The organism is Paracoccus sp. N5 (genome assembly GCF_000371965.1).
Taxonomy (GTDB): Bacteria; Pseudomonadota; Alphaproteobacteria; order Rhodobacterales; family Rhodobacteraceae; genus Paracoccus.
In genome coordinates this window covers 511,202-528,585 of record NZ_AQUO01000001.1, presented here as the reverse complement: position 1 = coordinate 528,585, position 17,384 = coordinate 511,202, and the positions used below count along the sequence as shown (strand labels likewise).

General features: G+C 65.6%; 25 protein-coding genes and 2 tRNA genes. 21 read left to right on the top strand and 6 right to left on the bottom strand.

Features of this window, described 5'->3' with window-relative positions; all coding sequences use genetic code 11:
- The first annotated feature begins 81 nt into the window (after positions 1–81).
- The 7 genes from PARN5_RS0102670 to PARN5_RS0102640 all read left to right on the top strand — a co-directional run bounded on the left by PARN5_RS0102670 (position 82) and on the right by PARN5_RS0102640 (position 4,797).
- Positions 82–158 (top strand) — tRNA-Arg (locus PARN5_RS0102670).
- Positions 129–662: a hypothetical protein gene (locus PARN5_RS0102665; protein WP_232419286.1), complete on the top strand. Its 534-nt coding sequence runs from the start codon at positions 129–131 to the stop codon at positions 660–662. The genes PARN5_RS0102670 and PARN5_RS0102665 overlap by 30 nt, the downstream gene beginning before the upstream one ends.
- Positions 655–1,830, top strand: a complete 1,176-nt coding sequence (locus tag PARN5_RS0102660) for an AAA family ATPase (protein WP_232419284.1) — start codon at positions 655–657, stop codon at positions 1,828–1,830. The genes PARN5_RS0102665 and PARN5_RS0102660 overlap by 8 nt, the downstream gene beginning before the upstream one ends.
- 173 nt (positions 1,831–2,003) lie before the next feature.
- Positions 2,004–2,144, top strand: coding sequence for a hypothetical protein (locus PARN5_RS24010; protein ID WP_017998250.1), 141 nt, complete (start codon positions 2,004–2,006; stop codon positions 2,142–2,144).
- 28 nt (positions 2,145–2,172) lie between these two features.
- Positions 2,173–2,436, top strand: coding sequence for a hypothetical protein (locus PARN5_RS0102650; protein WP_017998249.1), 264 nt, complete (start codon positions 2,173–2,175; stop codon positions 2,434–2,436).
- A gap of 95 nt (positions 2,437–2,531) precedes the next feature.
- Positions 2,532–3,026, top strand: coding sequence for a hypothetical protein (locus PARN5_RS0102645; RefSeq protein ID WP_017998248.1), 495 nt, complete (start codon positions 2,532–2,534; stop codon positions 3,024–3,026).
- Positions 3,013–4,797 (top strand): phage terminase large subunit family protein, encoded by a 1,785-nt coding sequence (locus PARN5_RS0102640; RefSeq protein ID WP_017998247.1) that lies wholly within the window; start codon positions 3,013–3,015, stop codon positions 4,795–4,797. Before PARN5_RS0102645 ends, PARN5_RS0102640 begins: the two co-directional genes overlap by 14 nt.
- Here PARN5_RS0102640 and PARN5_RS24005 read toward each other — a convergent pair.
- On the bottom strand, positions 4,745–5,164 hold the full coding sequence (locus PARN5_RS24005) for a hypothetical protein (RefSeq protein ID WP_157403908.1): 420 nt from the start codon (positions 5,162–5,164) through the stop codon (positions 4,745–4,747). The genes PARN5_RS0102640 and PARN5_RS24005 overlap by 53 nt on opposite strands.
- Entirely contained in the window at positions 5,157–5,408 is a 252-nt protein-coding gene (locus PARN5_RS23165; RefSeq protein WP_232419282.1) for a helix-turn-helix transcriptional regulator, read from the bottom strand. The genes PARN5_RS24005 and PARN5_RS23165 overlap by 8 nt, the downstream gene beginning before the upstream one ends.
- A gap of 58 nt (positions 5,409–5,466) precedes the next feature.
- Between PARN5_RS23165 and PARN5_RS0102635 the strand changes: the two genes are divergently transcribed.
- The 8 genes from PARN5_RS0102635 to PARN5_RS0102600 all read left to right on the top strand — a co-directional run bounded on the left by PARN5_RS0102635 (position 5,467) and on the right by PARN5_RS0102600 (position 11,440).
- Positions 5,467–5,661 (top strand): hypothetical protein, encoded by a 195-nt coding sequence (locus PARN5_RS0102635; protein ID WP_017998246.1) that lies wholly within the window; start codon positions 5,467–5,469, stop codon positions 5,659–5,661.
- A complete protein-coding gene (locus PARN5_RS24000) occupies positions 5,658–5,984 on the top strand; it encodes a hypothetical protein (RefSeq protein ID WP_157403907.1) in 327 nt (108 codons plus the stop codon). Before PARN5_RS0102635 ends, PARN5_RS24000 begins: the two co-directional genes overlap by 4 nt.
- Positions 5,975–6,175: a hypothetical protein gene (locus tag PARN5_RS23995; protein ID WP_017998244.1), complete on the top strand. Its 201-nt coding sequence runs from the start codon at positions 5,975–5,977 to the stop codon at positions 6,173–6,175. Before PARN5_RS24000 ends, PARN5_RS23995 begins: the two co-directional genes overlap by 10 nt.
- 66 nt (positions 6,176–6,241) lie before the next feature.
- On the top strand, positions 6,242–6,847 hold the full coding sequence (locus tag PARN5_RS0102620) for a hypothetical protein (RefSeq protein WP_017998243.1): 606 nt from the start codon (positions 6,242–6,244) through the stop codon (positions 6,845–6,847).
- Entirely contained in the window at positions 6,847–8,181 is a 1,335-nt protein-coding gene (locus PARN5_RS0102615) for a phage portal protein (protein ID WP_017998242.1), read from the top strand. Before PARN5_RS0102620 ends, PARN5_RS0102615 begins: the two co-directional genes overlap by 1 nt.
- On the top strand, positions 8,178–9,911 hold the full coding sequence (locus PARN5_RS0102610) for a prohead protease/major capsid protein fusion protein (RefSeq protein ID WP_017998241.1): 1,734 nt from the start codon (positions 8,178–8,180) through the stop codon (positions 9,909–9,911). The genes PARN5_RS0102615 and PARN5_RS0102610 overlap by 4 nt, the downstream gene beginning before the upstream one ends.
- Position 9,912: 1 nt before the next feature.
- Positions 9,913–10,131, top strand: a complete 219-nt coding sequence (locus tag PARN5_RS0102605) for a hypothetical protein (protein WP_017998240.1) — start codon at positions 9,913–9,915, stop codon at positions 10,129–10,131.
- A gap of 214 nt (positions 10,132–10,345) precedes the next feature.
- The gene (locus tag PARN5_RS0102600; RefSeq protein WP_026155127.1) at positions 10,346–11,440 is read left to right on the top strand and encodes a tyrosine-type recombinase/integrase; all 1,095 of its coding nucleotides are present in this window, start codon (positions 10,346–10,348) and stop codon (positions 11,438–11,440) included.
- A gap of 24 nt (positions 11,441–11,464) precedes the next feature.
- On the opposite strand, the gene PARN5_RS23160 is transcribed toward PARN5_RS0102600, so the two are convergent.
- Positions 11,465–12,246, bottom strand: a protein-coding gene (locus PARN5_RS23160; protein WP_085999836.1) for an IS5 family transposase whose coding sequence is annotated in 2 segments (ribosomal slippage) — positions 11,465–11,904 and positions 11,904–12,246 — 783 coding nt in all. Because the reading frame shifts where the segments join, the coding sequence is not laid out codon by codon here.
- A gap of 206 nt (positions 12,247–12,452) precedes the next feature.
- Complete coding sequence (locus tag PARN5_RS0102590) at positions 12,453–12,716, bottom strand: hypothetical protein (protein WP_017998238.1); 264 nt, start codon at positions 12,714–12,716, stop codon at positions 12,453–12,455.
- 121 nt (positions 12,717–12,837) lie between these two features.
- On the opposite strand from PARN5_RS0102590, the gene PARN5_RS23990 reads away from it, so the two are divergent.
- Together PARN5_RS23990 and PARN5_RS23985 are read left to right on the top strand one after the other, a co-directional pair.
- Positions 12,838–13,377, top strand: coding sequence for a hypothetical protein (locus tag PARN5_RS23990; protein WP_157403906.1), 540 nt, complete (start codon positions 12,838–12,840; stop codon positions 13,375–13,377).
- 3 nt (positions 13,378–13,380) lie between these two features.
- Complete coding sequence (locus tag PARN5_RS23985; RefSeq protein ID WP_017998235.1) at positions 13,381–13,551, top strand: hypothetical protein; 171 nt, start codon at positions 13,381–13,383, stop codon at positions 13,549–13,551.
- A 143-nt stretch (positions 13,552–13,694) separates the two neighbouring features.
- Here the strand turns inward: PARN5_RS23985 and PARN5_RS0102570 are convergent.
- Both PARN5_RS0102570 and PARN5_RS0102565 read right to left on the bottom strand, forming a co-directional pair.
- A tRNA-Arg gene (locus tag PARN5_RS0102570) sits at positions 13,695–13,771 on the bottom strand.
- A gap of 98 nt (positions 13,772–13,869) precedes the next feature.
- Complete coding sequence (locus PARN5_RS0102565; RefSeq protein ID WP_017998234.1) at positions 13,870–15,294, bottom strand: HAMP domain-containing sensor histidine kinase; 1,425 nt, start codon at positions 15,292–15,294, stop codon at positions 13,870–13,872.
- Between the two features lie 250 nt (positions 15,295–15,544).
- On the opposite strand from PARN5_RS0102565, the gene rpmH reads away from it, so the two are divergent.
- Genes rpmH through ttcA form a run of 4 tightly spaced genes read left to right on the top strand, consistent with a single transcriptional unit; the run spans position 15,545 to position 17,339 of the window.
- Complete coding sequence (gene rpmH / locus PARN5_RS0102560) at positions 15,545–15,682, top strand: 50S ribosomal protein L34 (RefSeq protein WP_017998233.1); 138 nt, start codon at positions 15,545–15,547, stop codon at positions 15,680–15,682.
- 32 nt (positions 15,683–15,714) lie between these two features.
- Positions 15,715–16,137: a ribonuclease P protein component gene (rnpA, locus tag PARN5_RS0102555; protein ID WP_017998232.1), complete on the top strand. Its 423-nt coding sequence runs from the start codon at positions 15,715–15,717 to the stop codon at positions 16,135–16,137.
- On the top strand, positions 16,134–16,388 hold the full coding sequence (gene yidD / locus PARN5_RS0102550) for a membrane protein insertion efficiency factor YidD (RefSeq protein ID WP_017998231.1): 255 nt from the start codon (positions 16,134–16,136) through the stop codon (positions 16,386–16,388). The genes rnpA and yidD overlap by 4 nt, the downstream gene beginning before the upstream one ends.
- 51 nt (positions 16,389–16,439) lie before the next feature.
- The gene (gene ttcA / locus PARN5_RS0102545) at positions 16,440–17,339 is read left to right on the top strand and encodes a tRNA 2-thiocytidine(32) synthetase TtcA (protein WP_051070999.1); all 900 of its coding nucleotides are present in this window, start codon (positions 16,440–16,442) and stop codon (positions 17,337–17,339) included.
- The last annotated feature ends 45 nt before the right edge of the window (positions 17,340–17,384 follow it).

Genomic DNA, 17,384 nt, shown 5'->3' with positions numbered 1-17,384 from the left:
CAATCATGTTACCGTTATCGCGTCCGGCGCATGACGGCAACCTTGCCATTTCCGAGATCTGCGGGCAAAAGAGGCGGCGGCGGCCCCGTGGCTCAACTGGATAGAGCAGCCCCCTCCTAAGGGGCAGGTTGCAGGTTCAAATCCTGCCGGGGTCACCAGAAAACCATGCAAATGCTGGGGAAAGCGACGCTGCGGCCTTCGGGCTTTGCGACGCTATGCAGAAAAATGCGGGCGATTACGCGGAACATCGCCGGAACGCCCGTACAAATCCCGTACACGCGCTGTCCGCAAGTTCCACTGACGTTCCTGACGAAAAAGAAAATCCCGGCGCGCTGGCGGGCGCAACCGGGACCGATCTGAAAAGCTTTTGGAGCTGGTTTGACCATAACCTGAAACGGCAGATCGCGGCAAGCGAACTTGTGTCGGCGCTGCTGAATTGCGCGCCGGAGGATCGCGTTCCGTTCCTCGAACTCCTGCTGGACCATCTGCGCCCCGGCTGGCCGCAGTCCTTGCTGATCGACCTCATGCGGGAGGCGCGCTGGTGGGTGACGAATGCCAGCCGGGCCGAGCGCAAGGCATATTGCCTCGCATGCTATGAGAGCATGACCGAGGACGACAAGCGATCCTTCGTGGCCTACATCACGGGGGCGCGCCATGGCTGACGACAACACCCCTTGGGACGAAATGTCGAATGCACCGGGTGGCCCGCCGAAGGAAGGGCCGACCGTGGTGAACTTCGCGGCCGAGAAGGCCAAGCGCGCCGATCCGAAAGCCCGCAAGAGCCAATTCTTCACCGCGACCATGCTGGACGGCAAGGACGTGCCCGTGCGCAACTGGCTGGTGGCTGGCCTCATCCCCTCGGGCACGGTCACGTTGATGACCGGCGACGGCGGCACCGGCAAATCGCTGCTGGCGTTGCAACTCGCCACCGCCTGCGCCCTCGGCAAGCGGTGGCTCGGCAAGACCGTGGCCGGGGGCCGTGCGCTGTTCGTCTCGGCCGAGGATGATGAGGACGAGTTGCACCGTCGCTTGGCCGATGTGCTGGACGCCGAGGGCGCGGGCTTTGACGACCTCGACCAGCTTGCCCTGCGCAGTCTGGCAGGCGAGGACGCGCTGCTGACGGAACTGGACACCCGCACCGGGAAACAGAAGGCCACCGACCTGTTCAGTGAACTCGACGCCTTCCTGACCGATCTGGCGCCCGCGCTGGTGGTGCTGGATACGCTGGCCGACCTGTTCCCCGGCAACGAGAACGACCGGGCGCAGGCGCGGCAGTTCATCGGCATGCTGCGCGGGCTTGCGATCCGGCACGATTGTGCCGTGGTGCTGCTGGCGCATCCGTCCCTGTCAGGCATCCAGAACGGCACGGGCATGTCGGGCAGCACCGGCTGGCACAATTCGGTGCGGTCACGGCTGTATCTGGAACGGGTGATCCAGGGCGACGACGAACCGAACCCCGATGCGCGGGTGCTGCGCACCATGAAGGCGAACTACGGCCCCACGGGCGCGGAAATCGCCCTGACGTGGCGCAATGGCGTCTTTGTGGCGGACGAGCCGGAAACCGGGCTGGACCGGGGCGCCCGGCGATCCAAGGCCATGCGCAAGTTCATGGAGCTGCTGCGGCTGTTCACTGAACAGGGCCGCGACGTGAACAGCCGCGCCGGGCGCTATTACGCCCCGACCATCTTTGCCGCGCATCCCGAGGCCGAGGGTATCACGAAGAACGCCTTCGCCGACGCCATGGAATGCCTGTTCTCACAGGGCGCGATCCGCGATGCAGAAGTTGACCGTCATCGCCGGAAAACGACCATCATTCAGGAGGTGGAATGATGTGCGCAAACCCCCGCGATCTCCCCGCGAACTCCAAAAATCGGCTGTGTAAACCCCCGCGATCTCCCCGCACAAACCTCGCACAAACCCCCGCGATCTCGGCTGCGCAAACCCCCTCCCTTCCTAAAGGAAGGGAATATAGCGTGCCGCCCTCGGGCGAGCGGCACACGCCTATGCCGGTCTCCGCCCAGATCGAGGCGCTGGCGTCTCGGGTGCTTCGTCTGACGGTCTCGCGCCGTGACCCGGAACAGTTCTTCGTCGAGCGCAGCGACATTGCTGGGGAGATGCGCGGGCTGGCCCGCCGTCTTCGCTGATCTTCACACTTCACCGAAAGGAAACATCATGACGGAACCGACACGCCAGGACATTGCCGATGAAGCGGCCGAGATTGTCCGCGATGCGCTGATCGCCATCCAGGATGCGACCGGCACCCCAACAGACCTGCTGCTGGCGGGCGCTATGGCTCAAGTCACGGCGATGATGGCGGCGCATCTGGGCGGGCCTTTCACCGCCGCGCACCTGACCCACATCGCCAGCTGCATCCGCGACAAGCCGTCGCTGCGCGCCTGTTCCCTCGCCCATGCCGTCCCGGCAGGTCAGGCCTGATCCCCTCGGGGGTCCTTCCGGCAGGGGGCCGGGTGGGGGTCATTCGCGCCCCGACATATCAGGCTGTGAAGAAATAAAATCAAAGGGTTAAAATCGTGAAGGTGACGGAAGAACTGGAATTGAACGGCAGGAAGGTGACCCGCATCGGCGGGGCGGACCTTTGCGAGTTGCTGGACATTTCCCCCGCTGCGCTGACCGATCTGAAGAAACGCGGCATCGCGGTTCACCTGACCCATGACAGCTACGACATGGGCGCGACCGTCCGGGCCTATACCGGCCATCTTCGTGGCATGGCGGCGCGCTGGGGCAGCGAGGGCGAGGCCGAGGGGCTGACTGCCGCCCGCGCCCGCCTGGCGCGCGAGAAAGCCGACGAAGCCGCCCGCCGCAACGCCGTGGCGCGCGGAGAGCTTGTTCTGGCGGCCGATGTGCTTCGCGGGTGGTCGGATACCCTGAGGGGTCTTCGTGCCCGCCTGCTGGCCGTCCCATCGCGGCTGCGGGCCTCTTTGCCGCACCTGTCCGCCTCGGACGTGGCGCTGATCGACCGGGAAATCCGAAACACGCTGGAAGGGCTGGCCCATGGCGACGATTGAAACCATCCGGGCCGAGGCCCTGCGCGCGCTGCTGCCGCCACCCCGCCTGCGGCTGTCGGAGTGGATCGAGCGCGAGGTTCACCTGCCCGAGGGCGTCAGCGCCCAGCCGGGCCAGGTGCGGCTCTGGCCGTTCCAGCGCGAGATTGCCGACGCCATCGGGGATCCGTTCCTCGAGCGCGTGACGCTGGTCAAGCCGGTGCGCGTCGGCTTCACCACGCTCTTGACCTCGGCCGTCGCCAGCTTCGTGGCAAACGACCCCGCGCCGATTCTCTGCCTGTTGCCGGCCGAGGCCGACTGCCGGGATTACATGGTTTCGGACGTGGAACCGATCTTCTCGGCCTCGCCCGCCGTCGCGGCCGTGCTGTCGGACGAGCGCGACGAATCGGGCCGCAACACGCTGCTGTCGCGGCGCTTCCCCGGCGGCTCGCTCAAGGTTGTGGCCGCGAAGGCCCCGCGCAACCTGCGTCGCCACAACGTCCGCCTGCTGTTCATAGACGAAGCGGATGGCATGGAGGCCACCGCCGAAGGTTCGCCCATCGTGCTGGCCGAGCGCCGCACCCTGTCCTTCCCGGATCGCAAGATCGTGCTGGGCAGCACCCCGGTTCACGAGGATACAAGCCACGTCCTGCGCGCCTATGCGCAGTCCGATCAGCGCATCTTCGAGGTGCCATGCCCGGCCTGCGGCACGTTCGCGGAAATCACCTGGGACGCGATCACCTGGGACGAGGGCGCGCCGGAAACCGCCCGCTGGCGCTGCCCGCATTGCACCGAGGAGATCGAGGAGCGCCACAAGCCCGCCATGGTCGAGGAAGGCCGCTGGCGGGCGCTGCGCCCCGAGGTGCAGGGCCATGCCGGTTTTCGGCTCAATGCCCTGGTCTCGCTGCATGCCAACGCTGCCTGGTCGAAGCTGGCGACCGAGTTCCTTGCCGCCAAGGACGATCCGACCACCTTGCAGACCTTCGTCAACACCATCCTCGGCCAGGGCTGGCGCAACGACGGCGAGGAACTGGACGAAACCGGCATGCAGGCGCGCGCCGAGCCGTTCAGCCTCGACCTGGTGCCCGCCGAGGTGCTGGCGCTGACGGTGGGCTGCGACGTGCAGCATGACCGCTTGGAGTTGACCTATATCGGCTGGACGGAAAGCGGCTGCATGCTGGTCCTCGGCCATCGCGTGATCTGGGGCGCATGGGACGCAGCCGAGACATGGGCCGAGCTGGACACGATGCTTGCGGAACGCTTCCCCCACGAGTTGGGCGGCAAGATTGCCATCGACGCCACCGCAATCGACGCGGGCGACGGCACATCGATGAACCGGGTGACGGATTTCTGCCGCGCCCGCACCCGGCGCAAGATCGTCGCCATCAAGGGCGCGCCCGGCTTCGCCCGGCCGGTGATCGAGCGGGCCGGATCAAAGACCAAGACCGGCGCGCGGCTGTGGATCGTCGGCGTGGACACGGTGAAGCAACAGATCTTCGCCCGCTTCCCGCGCCCGTCCTCGGCCCGGTTCTCGGCCAGCCTACCGGCGGTCTGGTATGAGCAGGCGACCAGCGAGCGCGCCCAGGTGCGCTATGTGCGCGGCCAGCCATCGCGCCAGTTCATCCGTATCCCCGGCCGGCGAGCAGAGGCGCTGGATTGCACGGTTTACGCGGTGGCGGTGCGCAGCCTGGTCAACATCGTGCCCGAGGTGCGGCGCGCCGAACTGGCGCAGGCCGAGCCGGTCAAGGTCGCGGCGCGGCCGGTGTTGCAGTCGGAGTGGATGGCGCGGCGCTAATATCGCCCAAACTTGAAGAAAGTGCGCAAGCGCCCCACACGAAAAATCCCACGGAAACGCAGAACAAGAGCAGGCCGATCAGCATGTATCGGTCTGACGTCACCAGTTCATAGTCCCTATTTCTTCCTCGTTCCTCGGAGCGATCAACGTGACGAGTTGATAAAAAAGCGATGATCCAAGTTACTGCGCTGGCTGTCACACCGGCCGCCCATAGTTCCAAGCTATTGGCGACATGCTGGCCATACCCTTTTTCCAGAAGATCGGCCGTCTGGGTCAGCAGGGCGATTGCCGCACCCCCATTTAGGACCGCGGCGGCTTTAATACCGCCCTGCGCGTATTGTTGAGAAATTTCTCGATAGTCAGCCATTTTTCTTCAACCTCACGCCCGGCCCTTCTCCGTTCTCATCGATGAAGATCACCCCAGCGGCTTCGAGGGCGGCGCGGATTGCGGCAATGGCGTTGTCGCTTGGATAGGGCTGTCCTGACCCTTCAGCGCGCTTCACGGTCATTGAGGACACCCCCGCAGCCTCGGCCAGCGCAGCTTGTGACATTGCGCACAATGCCCGCGCTGCACGGATTTGGGCTGCCAGTGAAATTTGCTCTTGTTCCAAAATAGAACATTCCTTATGTTCTCTTTTAGAACATTACCATCGTAACGGAGCGATCACAATGCGCCTCAACCCGATTTCCGGGACCGCCCCCGGCTTGCCTGCCGCCCGCCTCTTCGAAATCCACGACTGCCTGACCTTGGCGCTGGACGCGACAGAACGCCCCTCGGGCTATTCGGAGTCCGAGCGCGAGGCGCGCAGCTACGTCCGCGCCGCCCTGCGCCGCGTCGGCAAACTGCTGGAGGGCGTGGCATGAAAAGACGCTTCTTCCTTGGCCTTGCGCCAGACGTCCTTGCCGCTCGTGCCGCCCCAGCTTCTTCTGTCAGCCTGCCCACCATCCAAGAGCGGATCGACCACCACGCCGCCGAAATCCTCGGGATAGTGCGTGAGATGGCGCCCCCGGAACTGGGCGCAGTTTCGGTGAGCCTTTCCGAAAACTGGCATGAACAAGGCACAATCGGCCGATGGTGGCACGGCACGGGCGCCAGCTTCAAATGGCGCGAATATGACCGTGCCGCCGCGATGTGGGTGCAGGATCGGACCTTCTACCTCAACCCGGAGCGCCTGACATGGACGTGACCCCGAAAGAGGACAAATTCCTGAAAATCATCTTCAACGCGTCCCCTGCGGAGGTTCGGGCGATATGCGCGCGGGTGGAAGCCGATCCGGCAGCAACACCAGCCTGCCTCAACCTGGTGCGAGTGCTGCGGGACTATGCCGACAAGTTCCAGGCCGATCTGGAGCGCGCGGGGGTGGACTGCGGAAGATGATAAGGGGTTTGTAAAATCCCTTTTCTATGTTAGTGGTTCATAAAAACCCGATATGGAGAATGAACCATGACCACCGGAACAGTTCGCCTGGAAGGCCTGCATCACGTTACCGGCAGGCCGAAGGAGGCGCTGAAAAACGTGATCAAAACCGGCAATGCCCCATGGGATGACAGCGAGTTTCCCGAGGGGCAGCGTCGTCAGTATTCTACCGTCCACGCCCTGGGGCTGGTCATCGCCGAAGCCCTGATGGCGCAGGGCTGCACCATCCAGCTTGCAGGGGAGTTCGTCCGCGCCCATGCGCTCGCGATCAAGCTGTTCCTGGACGAGGTGAGCGCGGGCCAGAGCATCACGCCCCGCTTCGTGCTGGCGATGCAGCGCGCCGTTTGGGATAGCTGGACCGGTTCGACCTGGGAGCCGGTCATTCTGGTCGGCACGGGCACCGCCCAAGAGGTCGCGGACGCCTATGCCGGCGCGCTGAATGCCGTGGGGTCCGAGCGCGAAACCCGTGGCGGCCGTTCCGACCGTCGCATCATTGGCGGCCCGTGGGCTGCGACGGTTTCCATCCCGGAAATGTATCGCCTGCTGCGCCAGCGCGCCGAGGCGAAAGGCTACATCGTGGACGGCCGGAACATTCATAAGATCGCCGCCGAGGACGGGGACGAGGCCGAGTAATGAGCTTCGTTTCCCGCCTGCTCCACCGCATCACCGCCCCGACCGGCAAGCGCCGGATCGAGGCGGGCGCGGGCGGCCCGCGCTGGCAGGGGGCGGGCCATCTGCATGCGCCGCAGCAAGCCACGCTGGCGGCGCGCGGCCCGGCGCAGCTGCGCGCCTCGGCCAGCTATCTGAACACGCCCCAAGGCAACCGCATCGTGGAAGCCTGGGCGGCGGCGCTGGTCGGCAAGGGCTGGCAGGCCCGCGCCCAGCATCCCGACGCCGAACAACGCAAAGGCCTGTCGCAGGACTTCGAGGCCATGCTGCGTCCGATCCTGCTGCCCCTCGCCCGCGCCCTGGTGCGCGATGGCGAGGCTTTCGTGCATCTGCGCCTCGGCTCCGACGGCGAGTTGCGCCCGAAGCTGATCCCCACCGACCAGGTGGACCCGAGCCTGACCCGCGACCTCGGCAACGGCGCGCGGATCGTCGCCGGCATCGAGTTCGACGCAGCCGACCAGGTGGTGGCCTATCACGTCCTGAAGGAATCGCCCGGCTCGCCCTTCGCCTTCTACGGCGAAGCCGTCCGCGTCCCGGCCGTGGACATGCTGCATGTCTTCGACCAGCTTTTCCCCGGCCAGGTGCGCGGCCTGTCGTGGCTGGCCCCGGTGATGCTGAAGATGCGTGACCGCGACGAGGCATCGGACGCGCTGCTGATGCAGTTGAAAACCGCCTCGCTGCTGACCGGCTTCATCAAGTCGGTGGACGGCGGCGCTGGCGGCTTCGAGGGTGCTACCGAGGGCAACACCCTGAACGTGGCGCTGGAACCGGGTGCGATGCGGCTGCTGCCCGAGGGCACGGAAGTGTCGTTCTCGCAGCCCGGCCAGGGCCATTCCCAGGCGGTGGATTTCCTGCGCGCCCAAGACCGCGAGATTGCCACGGGCGCGGGCCTGACCTTCGAGATGCTGACCGGCGATCTGGGCGAGGCGAACTATTCCAGTGCCCGAGTCGGGCTGATCGACTTCCGCCGTCGCGCGGAAATGCTGCAACTCAACCTGATCGAGGGCCAGTTCCTGCGGCCGCTCTGGCATCGCTGGATCGCGGTGCAGGAGCTGGCGGGCGTCATCCCGGCGGCCGAACTGGCGGATTATCTTCCCGTCCGTTTCGTGCCGCCGGGATGGCAATGGGTCGATCCCCAGAACGAAGTCACCGCCGATGTGGCGGCGATCGAGGCGGGCCTGAAATCCCGCGAGGAAGTCGTGGCCGGTCGCGGCCGCGACATTGACGAACTGGACGAGGAACGCGCCCGCGATGCGGCCCGCGCGCCCGCCCGCCAAGCCGGAGGCAATCAGAAATGACCATCCATCAGCGCGGCTTCACGCCGCGCGTTTCCACTGTGGACCATGAAGCCCGCACGGTCGAAGCCATCGCCTCGACCTTCGCGGACGTGCAGCGCGCGGGCTTCATCGAGCGGCTGGCCCGCGACGGCATGGACCCGGCCCGCCTGGTCGGGGCGCCCGTGCTGGACGGCCACCGCAACGGCTCGACCCGCGACCAGTTGGGCGTGATCGAGGCCGCCGAGATGCGGGCCGAGGGCCTCTGGGTCCGCATCAAGCTGCGCAGCACCGATGCGGCCCGCGCGATCCTTACCGACATTGCCGAGGGCACCCTGCGGGGCCTGTCCATCGGCTATCGCGTGGCCGAGTGGAAGGAAGAGCGCGAAGGCGCCCGCCGCGTCCGCACCGCCGTCAAATGGGAAGCCATCGAGGTTTCCATTGTCCCGATCCCGGCCGACGCCGGGGCACATTTTCGCAACGGAGAACACGACATGCCGGGCACCAACCCCGAGGCGCTGAACCGCGCCACCATCAACGCGGAGATCCGCAGCATCGCCGCGACGGCCGGCCTCGACCAGGGCTGGATCGACGCCCAGATTGACGCCGAGGCGACGGCCAACACCGCCCGCGAGGCGGCTTTCACCGCCATGCGCGAGCGCAGCGCCCAGTCCGGCACCCGCAGCACCCGCGCCGACATCACCATGGATCACAATGACCCCCAGGTGATCGCGACCCGCGCCGGCGAAGCCCTCTATGCACGCTCGCATCCCGAGCATGAAATCAGCGCCCCGGCCCGCGCCTTCGCCTACATGACGCCGATGGACCATGCCCGCGAGGCCCTGCGCCGCAGCGGTATGAGCACGAGCGGCCTGTCGGGCGACACGATCCTGACGCGCGCCCTGCATACGACCTCGGATTTCCCCCTGATCCTGGGCGATGCGGTGAACCGCGAACTGCGCGCCGCCTACAATGCCGCCCCCTCGGGTGCGCGCCAATTGGCCCGCCAGTCCACCGCGCGGGATTTCCGGCTCAAGCGCAAGCTGCAGCTGGGCGACGCCCCCGCGCTGGAAAAGGTCAACGAGGCCGGCGAGTTCAAGCACGGCACGATTGACGAGGCGCAGGAAACCTATCGCATCGCCACCTTCGGCAAGATCATCGGCATCACGCGCCAGGCGCTGATCAACGACGATCTGGGGGCCTTCACCGATCTGCCGCGCAAGATGGGCATCGCGGCCCGCGCCTTCGAGAATGATTTCATCGTCAACATGATCCTGTCGAACCCCGCCATGTCGGACGGCAATGCGGTGTTCTCGGCCGCGCATGCCAATATCACCGCCGCCTATGCCTTCGACACGCTGACGCTCAGCGCGGCCCGCACGGCCATGCGCCGCCAAAAGGGCCTGGGCGGCATGCTGATCGACGTGACGCCCCGCTACCTGCTGGTGCCGCCGGAGCTGGAAACCGCCGGCGAGAAGCTGATCGCGGAGATTACCGCCACCACCACCGACGATGTGAACCCGTTCTCGAAGCTGTCGCTGCTGGTCGAGCCGCGCCTGACCGACGACGAGCAGTTCTACATCGCCGCCGATCCCGCCAGCGTGGACGGGCTGGAATACGCCTACTTGGAAGGCGCGCCCGGCCCGCAGACCGAAACCCGCGCCGGCTTCGAGGTCGACGGGGTGCAGACCAAGATCCGCCTGGACTTCGGCGCCGGCTGGATCGACCACCGCGGCTGGTATCGGGTGGGCTGACATGGCGGTTTCGGTCGATGAGCTGATCGAGATGCGGGACACCCTCATTCGCCAGCGCGCGAAGGGTGCCCGCGTCCTTCAGGTGGCGGGGGAGCGGGTCGAGTTCCAGACCTTCGCCGACATGGACCGGACCCTGGCCGACCTTGAGGCGCGCATCCAGCGCGCCTCGGGCACGTCCCGGCCTGGGGCCGTCCGGTTCAAGAGCAGCAAGGGATTCTGATAGCGATGCCCGCCCTGGCTTCCATCGGCTCAACTGTGCTGGACACTGGCAAGACGCCGGCCCAGTGGGTTGAATTGCTGGCTGCGCGAGGGCTGGCTATTTCCGAACGCACCCTGCGCCAGAGGGCAAATAGGATCGGGGCTTGCTACAAGCTTGGTGGTGCGATGATCCTGACCCCCGAGCATATCGACATGATTTTTATGGAGGGCAAACCGTGCCGCTCGAAATCTATCGACGGGGAAAAATCTGGTGGGTCCGGGGCCGCGTCGAACTGCACGGGGCGCCGATCACCGGCTACTACCGCGAAAGCACTGGATCGACTGACGAAGCTGGCGCGCGGGACTGGATTGCCGCCGAAACAGATCGGCAAAGGCGTCGTCACATCGTTGGCGACGAAGCGGCCCTGACCTTTGCGGATGCCGTGATGCTGTATCCCGCCACACCCAAGGCCGCAAAACAGCTCATCCCGATCACGGAGGAAATCGGGGATCGGTCGCTGTCGGAGATTACGGGGCAAATGCTCAAGGACCTCGGGCCGAAGCTCAAGCCGCTGGCGGCGACGGATACCTGGTGGCGCGAGATTGTCACCCCGGCCCGTGCGGTCATCAACCACGCCCACGAGGTGCGCAAGACGCCCTATCTGCGCGTGAAGCGTTACGACAAGTTTGAGCGGGTCGCACAGGATCAGCGCCGGGGCAAGCCAAGCCGGATCGAGCGCCGGCCGGGGAGCCGCGAGTGGGTTGCGGCGTTCTGCGCTGCGGCCGATCCTTACAACGCCGCCATGGCCCGGTTCATGTTCGAAACGGCGGCGCGGATAGATCAGGCTGTTTCGCTGGAACCTGGCGATCTGGATCTGATGAACAGGCGCGTCATGGTCAAAGCGCAGAAGGGGCATGATGCGACCTGGGTGACCATCTCGCATGAAATGATGATCGAATTGGCGAACCTGCCGCCGAAGCGGCCGAAGAACCGCAAGACGGGCGAGGTAGGCGCGCCGCGCGTGTTCGGGTATGCGACCCCGACCGGCTATCGGAAACGCTGGCGGACAATTTGCAAGCTTGCTGGCATTGCGCCGCTGGGGGCGCATGAGGCCGGGCGGCACGGGTTCTTCACCGAATTGACGGTGCGCCAGGGCGTGGACCCGGTGACGGCTGCCAAGGCCGGCCGCTGGGCGGACGTGACATTGCCGCTGCGGACCTATGGCCATGCCGAGGCGGACGAGGCTGAAATCCGGGCGCGGTTTCGTACAAGTTCAGTACAGCCGCCGGCTAGAATTATTGGCATCAACATGAAAAATAAGGGGAAATAGGAATATGGCCGATACCCTCCTAGGTCATGTTGACAAATGGCGGAGCCAGAGCCTGATGCAGGCGACGTCGACGAAGCCAAGGAAGCTTTCGGCGGTTTTGTCGTAGCGGGTTGCAAGGCGGCGGCTATTTTTCAGCTTGTTGAAGCAGCGCTCGACCATGTTGCGCAGGGTGTAGATGGTCATGTCGACAGCCTTGCGCACCCTTCGGTTCCTTCGCATCGGTATCATGGGCAGGGCGTTGCGGCTCTCGATGTCTTCCCGAATTTTATCAGAGTCATAGCCCCTGTCGGCGACCAGAACTGCTGGTTGCGGCAGGTTGTCGGCCATCACCATATCATAGCCGGTGTAGTCGGAATCCTGCCCCGGCGTGATCTCGGTCCTCATCGGGAGGCCTGCGCCGTTGACGCGGAGATGGATCTTGGTCGAGAAGCCGCCTCTCGAACGGCCAAGAGCCTCTTTCGGAGTCCCCCTTTTGCGCCCGCCGCATGATGATGGGCGCGGATCACAGTGCTATCAACCATCTGGAGCTTGTCTGGCGCGATCCCAGCGTGGTTCAGCGCATCCAGGATATCCTCCCACAGTCCCGCCAAAGTCCAGCGGCGGAACTGACGGTAGACCGAGGACCACTTGCCAAACTCTTCGGGCAGATCGCGCCATGGCGCACCAGTCCTTGCGATCCAGAATATACCATTCAGAACAAGACGATGGTCCGCAGGTTTCCGCCCGTTAGGGTGCCGGACGGCACGAATGAAGCCCTCGAAGAAGGTCCACTCATCGTCGGATATCAGGTTGCGTGCCAAGTTCATCTCCCACGTAGAGATGAGCTTGAATCATAGGACGACTGCCAGAGGAATCCCTTTTGTCAACACGACCTAAGGGGCAGGTTACAGGTTCAAATCCTGTCGGGGTCACCATTCACAAGAATCTGAAAATGAACTATAAAGTTCCCTGATGATGCGGCCTTTTCTGGCGTCTGACATACAGCATTTGGGCGCTGTTTTGGGCGCAGCCATCAAACGACGCTCAGGAGGGCGGGGGCGCCATAAGACACGGCCACGAACCAAAAGAGCTTTTGCGCGTCCATCGGGACGCAAAGAAAACCGAACGTGACGGCCCCGATTCCAGCACCTTGGCGATCTTCCACAGCGGCACGCCGGCGCGGGCCATGTGCGTTGCGGCGGTTGTGCCGCAGGAAGTTCGGTGTCACGCCGGCCACCCCCGCCGCTTTCGCGATGCGCAGGATGGGGTTATAGGCGCGATGCTTCATTGCGGCCATCCCTGATTCCAGCATGGTGAGGGCCTGATAATGGTCTACCGCCTTTACGCGGCTTTACCGCAGCAATTTCTGCCGCCATTCGCATTCCCTCGCGCTTGCCCTTAAGCCCTACGGCTGCGAGATGGGCTTCAAGAGCGGCTTTTGCATCGGCGGGGCTCAGGGCACGGATGCCCGCATCGCCCCGACGCGCCTTCAGCCGCGTCCAGAAATGTCTGCATCGGTTCCAGAGGCGCCACAGGTATCAAACCAAATGCCTGAGCTAGGCGTGGAAGCCGGACCGCGAAGCCTCCGGAACCTCGCCAGCCAGCTGACCGGCCGATGTGGCGTGTTCGGCGATGAGGGCGAACCTCATATCGCCTTGCGCGCGGGAAAAGCCGCAGCTTCTTCAGGATGTCACGCTTCGCACGCAGCCCGCCACGCTGCTGGGCTATCCGGTCGAGATCGCCGAAGAAAGGCCGCTGTAGAAGCCGGCAACACGCCGATTGCCTTCGGGAATTTCCGTCGCGGCGGTCCGATCGCGGATCTGCAAACGCTCTATGCCGTGCGCGACGAAGTGGCCAAGCCGGGCTGGATCAAGCTCTATCGCTTCCGCCGCCTGGGCGCTGCCCCGACCGACACCAAGGCAATCCGCCTGATCGAGCGGGGCGATGGCGAGAGTTGACGCATGGAACGCGAGTGGCACCGGCGGATCGAGATGGAGGACCGGATGATGGAAATGCCCAGCGAAAGCCCCCGCGACTCCATCGCCAAAGTGATCGCTTATATGGCGCGCGGGGACAGTGAGCTTTCTCGCCCTGACCACCCCTTCTGGCCGAGGCCCGCGCTCGTCGCCTGATACCACCGAGCCGGCTTCGGTCGGGCGTCAGATCCTGTCGCTATCAGTGCCTTCCAGGTATTCTGAAGATGTGGGGTTGTTGTGCGGGTGAATTTCAACCGCTTCCAGAAAGATAAATAACAACAATGATTTATCTGGATAAATGGCGGACCCGGAGCGATTCGAACGCCCGACCCCCAGATTCGTAGTCTGGTGCTCTATCCAGCTGAGCTACGGGTCCGCTGTGAGGCGGTTATCTAGAGATAGCTCCGGGGGGGTGCAAGGCCAAAATCGCCTTTTCGGAAATCTTTTTCCGCACCCCCGCGAATGCCCGTGTTTTCAGGCGATTTCCGCCCGCGACACCGGAATCGCCAGCTCGCGCGGCAGGTGCAGGATGAACTGGGTGCCGTCCTCGTCGCTGCGCAGAAGTTCCAGCCGGCCGCCGTGGTTGCGCACCAGATCGGCGGCGATGGCCAGCCCCAGCCCGGTGCCGCCCTTGCGCGAGCCGCCCGAGAAGGGCTGGAACAGGAAGTCGCGCGCCTTCTTCGGCAGGCCGGGGCCGGTGTCGCCGATGCGGATCCACCATTCCTGTTCGTCCTCGCCGGCGCCGATCTCGATGGTGCCGGGCTGGCGCGTCGCCTCGATGGCCTGGCGGGCGTTGCGCACCAGGTTCGACAGCACCCGGAACAGCTGGTCGCGGTCGGCCCTGACCGACAGGCCGGGCGGCACGTCGGTCAGGAACTCGATCGGCTCGGCCCCGTCCAGCCGGTCGGCGGCCAGCGCCTCGCCCTCGGTCACCTCGGTCACCAGCGCGGAAAGGTTGAAGCGCGACAGCGATGGCGCCGGCTCCTCGGCCTTGCCGAAGGCCAGCGTGGTCTCGCACAGGTTCACGGCGCGGCTGATCGAGTTGACCAGCTTGGGTGCCGCGCGGCGCACGGCGGGGTCGGCGCTGGTCTCCAGCCGGTCGGCAAAGATCTGCGCCGTGGTCAGGATGTTGCGCAGGTCGTGGCTGATGCGCGCCACCGCCTGGCCCAGCTGCGCCAGCCGGTCCTTCTGCTTCAGGGCCGAGGTCACGGTGCGCTGCATGGCGGCCAGCGCCGTCTCGGCCTCGTTCAGCTCGGCCAGGCGGGCGGTGGGGGTGATGATGGCGCGGGCGTCCTCGGGCGCGCCGGCATAGGCGGTCATGTGGCTGATGACGCGCCGGATCGGCACCAGAAGCAGCCGCTGCGCCGCGATGTTCAGAAGCAGCGCCGTCAGGATCGAGAAGGCGGCCGAGATCGCCAGCAGCCGCAACCCGTAATCGATCATCTCGGTGCGCAGCCGGGCCGTGTCCATGGTGATCTCGATCAGCTGGCCGGCCTGGTTGACCGGGGCGCCGATGATGCGGATCACCTTGTTCTGCGGATCGAAGAGCTGGGCCAGCGCATCGCGCGCCGAGTTCCAGAACGGCTGTTCGCGCAGGTCGTAGGTGGCCGAGATCGGCCCCGGGATCGGCGAGGACAGTACCAGCTGGCGCACGTCGTTCCGGCGCAGCACCACGTTGAAGACGCCGGCGTTTTCCAGCAGCTCGGATTCCAGGTCCGAGGCCAGCGATTCGTCGGTCGCCAGCAGCGCGAGGCTGGCGATCTGCGCCCGCTCCAGGCGCGATTCCAGGAAATCCAGCCGGTAGTTCGCAAGCGAGGGCAGCAGGATCAGCAATTCGGCCAGCAGCACGAAAATGCCCGTCAGCAGGGCGAATCGGCCGGAAAGCGTGTTCAGGGCCATGGCAGGTTTCGCGTTTCCCCTCGTCTCGGCGCTCGCTGCTTCACATAATGGCAAAGGCCGTGCAGTTCAAACATGCGTGACATTGCCCGGGTTCCATCGGCCGGTGCCCGCGGCGGGAGCGCGCCGAAAATGCCGCTATTGTGGTTGACTTGGCGGGCGGGGGCGACTATCCAGCGGGCCTCGAATGACCGGCGCGTCCTGCGTGGGCCGGCTGCCCATACCCTGACACGCCCTGACCCGGAGTTGAAAGATGTCGAAACGCACCTACCAGCCGTCGAACCTGGTTCGCGCCCGTCGCCACGGCTTCCGCGCGCGCATGGCGACCAAAGGCGGCCGCCGCGTGCTTAACGCCCGCCGCGCCAAGGGCCGCAAGTCGCTCAGCGCGTAAGCCCTGACGCCGCAAGGCGCAGGCTTTCCCTGATGGACAGCACCCACGAAGTCGCCGCCGCTGGCCGGACCGTCGCCGATGCGACCCCGGACAGGGCGGCTTCTGGTGTTTTCGCGATCGAGGTGCTGCGCAAGCGGGCGGATTTCCTGCGCGCGGCCTCGGCCCGCCGCCAGGGCATGTCGGGCTTCCTGCTGCAGGCCCGCCGCCGCGAGGTGGACGAGGCGGGGCAGGGGGTCCGCATCGGCTTCACCTGTTCCAAGAAGATCGGCAATGCCGTGACCCGCAACCGCGCCAAGCGTCGGCTGCGGGCGCTGGCGCGCGAGGTCATGCCGGGCGTCGCCCGTCCGGGTTGGGATTACGTGCTGGTCGGGCGTCCCGGCGCCACGGTCAGCCGCGATTTCGCCGAGCTGCGCGCCGATCTGGCCTCCGCGCTGGCGCGGGTGCACGGCAAATGACCCCGCTGGCGCGGCTGCTGGCGCTGCCGGTGCGCGGCTATCGCCTGGTCGCCAGCCCTTGGGTCGGGCATGGCTGCCGCTTCCAGCCCACCTGCTCGGCCTATGCGCTCGAGGCGCTGGAGCGGCACGGCGGCATCAAGGGCGGCTTCCTGGCCGCGCGGCGCATCTGCCGCTGCCATCCTTGGGGCGGGCACGGCTTCGACCCGGTGCCGGGGGCGCAACCGCGGGCGGGGGCGCAACCGCGGGACTGACCCCGCGGCGGTTTCATGCTATTCAAGGCGCCAAGGCGCGACGAGGACATCATGCGGGACCAGATCTCCGACGAGACCGAGGCTTTCGACGGCCCCGAGGACATCCACCCGCTGTTTCGCGGCGCCCCGTCCTCGACCGAGTTCCGCAAGCTGAGAAAGCGCCTGGTGCGCGAAACCCGCGCCGCCATCGAGACCTATGACATGATCCGCCCCGGCGACCGCTGGCTGGTCTGCCTTTCGGGCGGCAAGGACAGCTATACGCTGCTTGCGGTGCTGCACGAGCTGAAATGGCGCGGGCTTTTGCCGGTCGAACTGCTGGCCTGCAACCTCGACCAGGGCCAGCCCGGCTTTCCGGCCACGGTGCTGCCCGAATTCCTAACCGACCGCCAGGTCGCGCATCGCATCGAATACCAGGACACCTATTCCATCGTGAAGGAAAAGGTGCCGGCGGGGCGGACCTATTGCGCGCTTTGCTCGCGGCTGCGGCGCGGCAATCTGTATCGGATTGCGCGCGAAGAGGGCTGCCAGGCCGTGGTGCTGGGCCATCACCGCGACGACATCCTCGAGACCTTCTTCATGAACCTGTTCCACGGCGGAAGGCTGGCCTCGATGCCGCCGAAACTTCTGAACGAAGAGGGCGACCTGAACGTGCTGCGCCCGCTAGCCTTCGTGGCCGAGGCCGATTGCGAGCGTTTCGCCCGCGCCATGAACTATCCGGTGATCCCCTGCGACCTTTGCGGCAGCCAGGAGGGGCTGCAGCGCATGCAGGTGAAGAAGCTGCTGGATGAATGGGAGACGCGCAGCCCCGGCCGGCGGCAGGTGATGTTCCGGGCGCTGATGAACGTGCGCCCCTCGCATCTGCCGGATCCGGCGCTGTTCGATTTCACCGCGCTGAGCCCCGATATATCGGATTTTAATGAAAAAGACGTGCCGCGGCTGCGCGAACATTAACCGAACGAAAAACTTCGCGGCCTAGACTGCTCCCTGGAGAACAAG

Coding starts and splice junctions, on each gene's coding strand:
- PARN5_RS0102660 (WP_232419284.1), top strand. CDS start 655: ATGGCTGACGACAACACCCCTTGGGACGAAATGTCGAATGCACCGGGT.
- PARN5_RS24010 (WP_017998250.1), top strand. CDS start 2,004: ATGCCGGTCTCCGCCCAGATCGAGGCGCTGGCGTCTCGGGTGCTTCGT.
- PARN5_RS0102650 (WP_017998249.1), top strand. CDS start 2,173: ATGACGGAACCGACACGCCAGGACATTGCCGATGAAGCGGCCGAGATT.
- PARN5_RS0102640 (WP_017998247.1), top strand. CDS start 3,013: ATGGCGACGATTGAAACCATCCGGGCCGAGGCCCTGCGCGCGCTGCTG.
- PARN5_RS24005 (WP_157403908.1), bottom strand. CDS start 5,164: ATGGCTGACTATCGAGAAATTTCTCAACAATACGCGCAGGGCGGTATT.
- PARN5_RS0102635 (WP_017998246.1), top strand. CDS start 5,467: ATGCGCCTCAACCCGATTTCCGGGACCGCCCCCGGCTTGCCTGCCGCC.
- PARN5_RS24000 (WP_157403907.1), top strand. CDS start 5,658: ATGAAAAGACGCTTCTTCCTTGGCCTTGCGCCAGACGTCCTTGCCGCT.
- PARN5_RS23995 (WP_017998244.1), top strand. CDS start 5,975: ATGGACGTGACCCCGAAAGAGGACAAATTCCTGAAAATCATCTTCAAC.
- PARN5_RS0102620 (WP_017998243.1), top strand. CDS start 6,242: ATGACCACCGGAACAGTTCGCCTGGAAGGCCTGCATCACGTTACCGGC.
- PARN5_RS0102615 (WP_017998242.1), top strand. CDS start 6,847: ATGAGCTTCGTTTCCCGCCTGCTCCACCGCATCACCGCCCCGACCGGC.
- PARN5_RS0102610 (WP_017998241.1), top strand. CDS start 8,178: ATGACCATCCATCAGCGCGGCTTCACGCCGCGCGTTTCCACTGTGGAC.
- PARN5_RS0102605 (WP_017998240.1), top strand. CDS start 9,913: ATGGCGGTTTCGGTCGATGAGCTGATCGAGATGCGGGACACCCTCATT.
- PARN5_RS0102590 (WP_017998238.1), bottom strand. CDS start 12,716: ATGGCCGCAATGAAGCATCGCGCCTATAACCCCATCCTGCGCATCGCG.
- PARN5_RS23990 (WP_157403906.1), top strand. CDS start 12,838: ATGGGCTTCAAGAGCGGCTTTTGCATCGGCGGGGCTCAGGGCACGGAT.
- PARN5_RS23985 (WP_017998235.1), top strand. CDS start 13,381: ATGGAACGCGAGTGGCACCGGCGGATCGAGATGGAGGACCGGATGATG.
- PARN5_RS0102565 (WP_017998234.1), bottom strand. CDS start 15,294: ATGGCCCTGAACACGCTTTCCGGCCGATTCGCCCTGCTGACGGGCATT.
- rpmH (WP_017998233.1), top strand. CDS start 15,545: ATGTCGAAACGCACCTACCAGCCGTCGAACCTGGTTCGCGCCCGTCGC.
- rnpA (WP_017998232.1), top strand. CDS start 15,715: ATGGACAGCACCCACGAAGTCGCCGCCGCTGGCCGGACCGTCGCCGAT.
- yidD (WP_017998231.1), top strand. CDS start 16,134: ATGACCCCGCTGGCGCGGCTGCTGGCGCTGCCGGTGCGCGGCTATCGC.
- ttcA (WP_051070999.1), top strand. CDS start 16,440: ATGCGGGACCAGATCTCCGACGAGACCGAGGCTTTCGACGGCCCCGAG.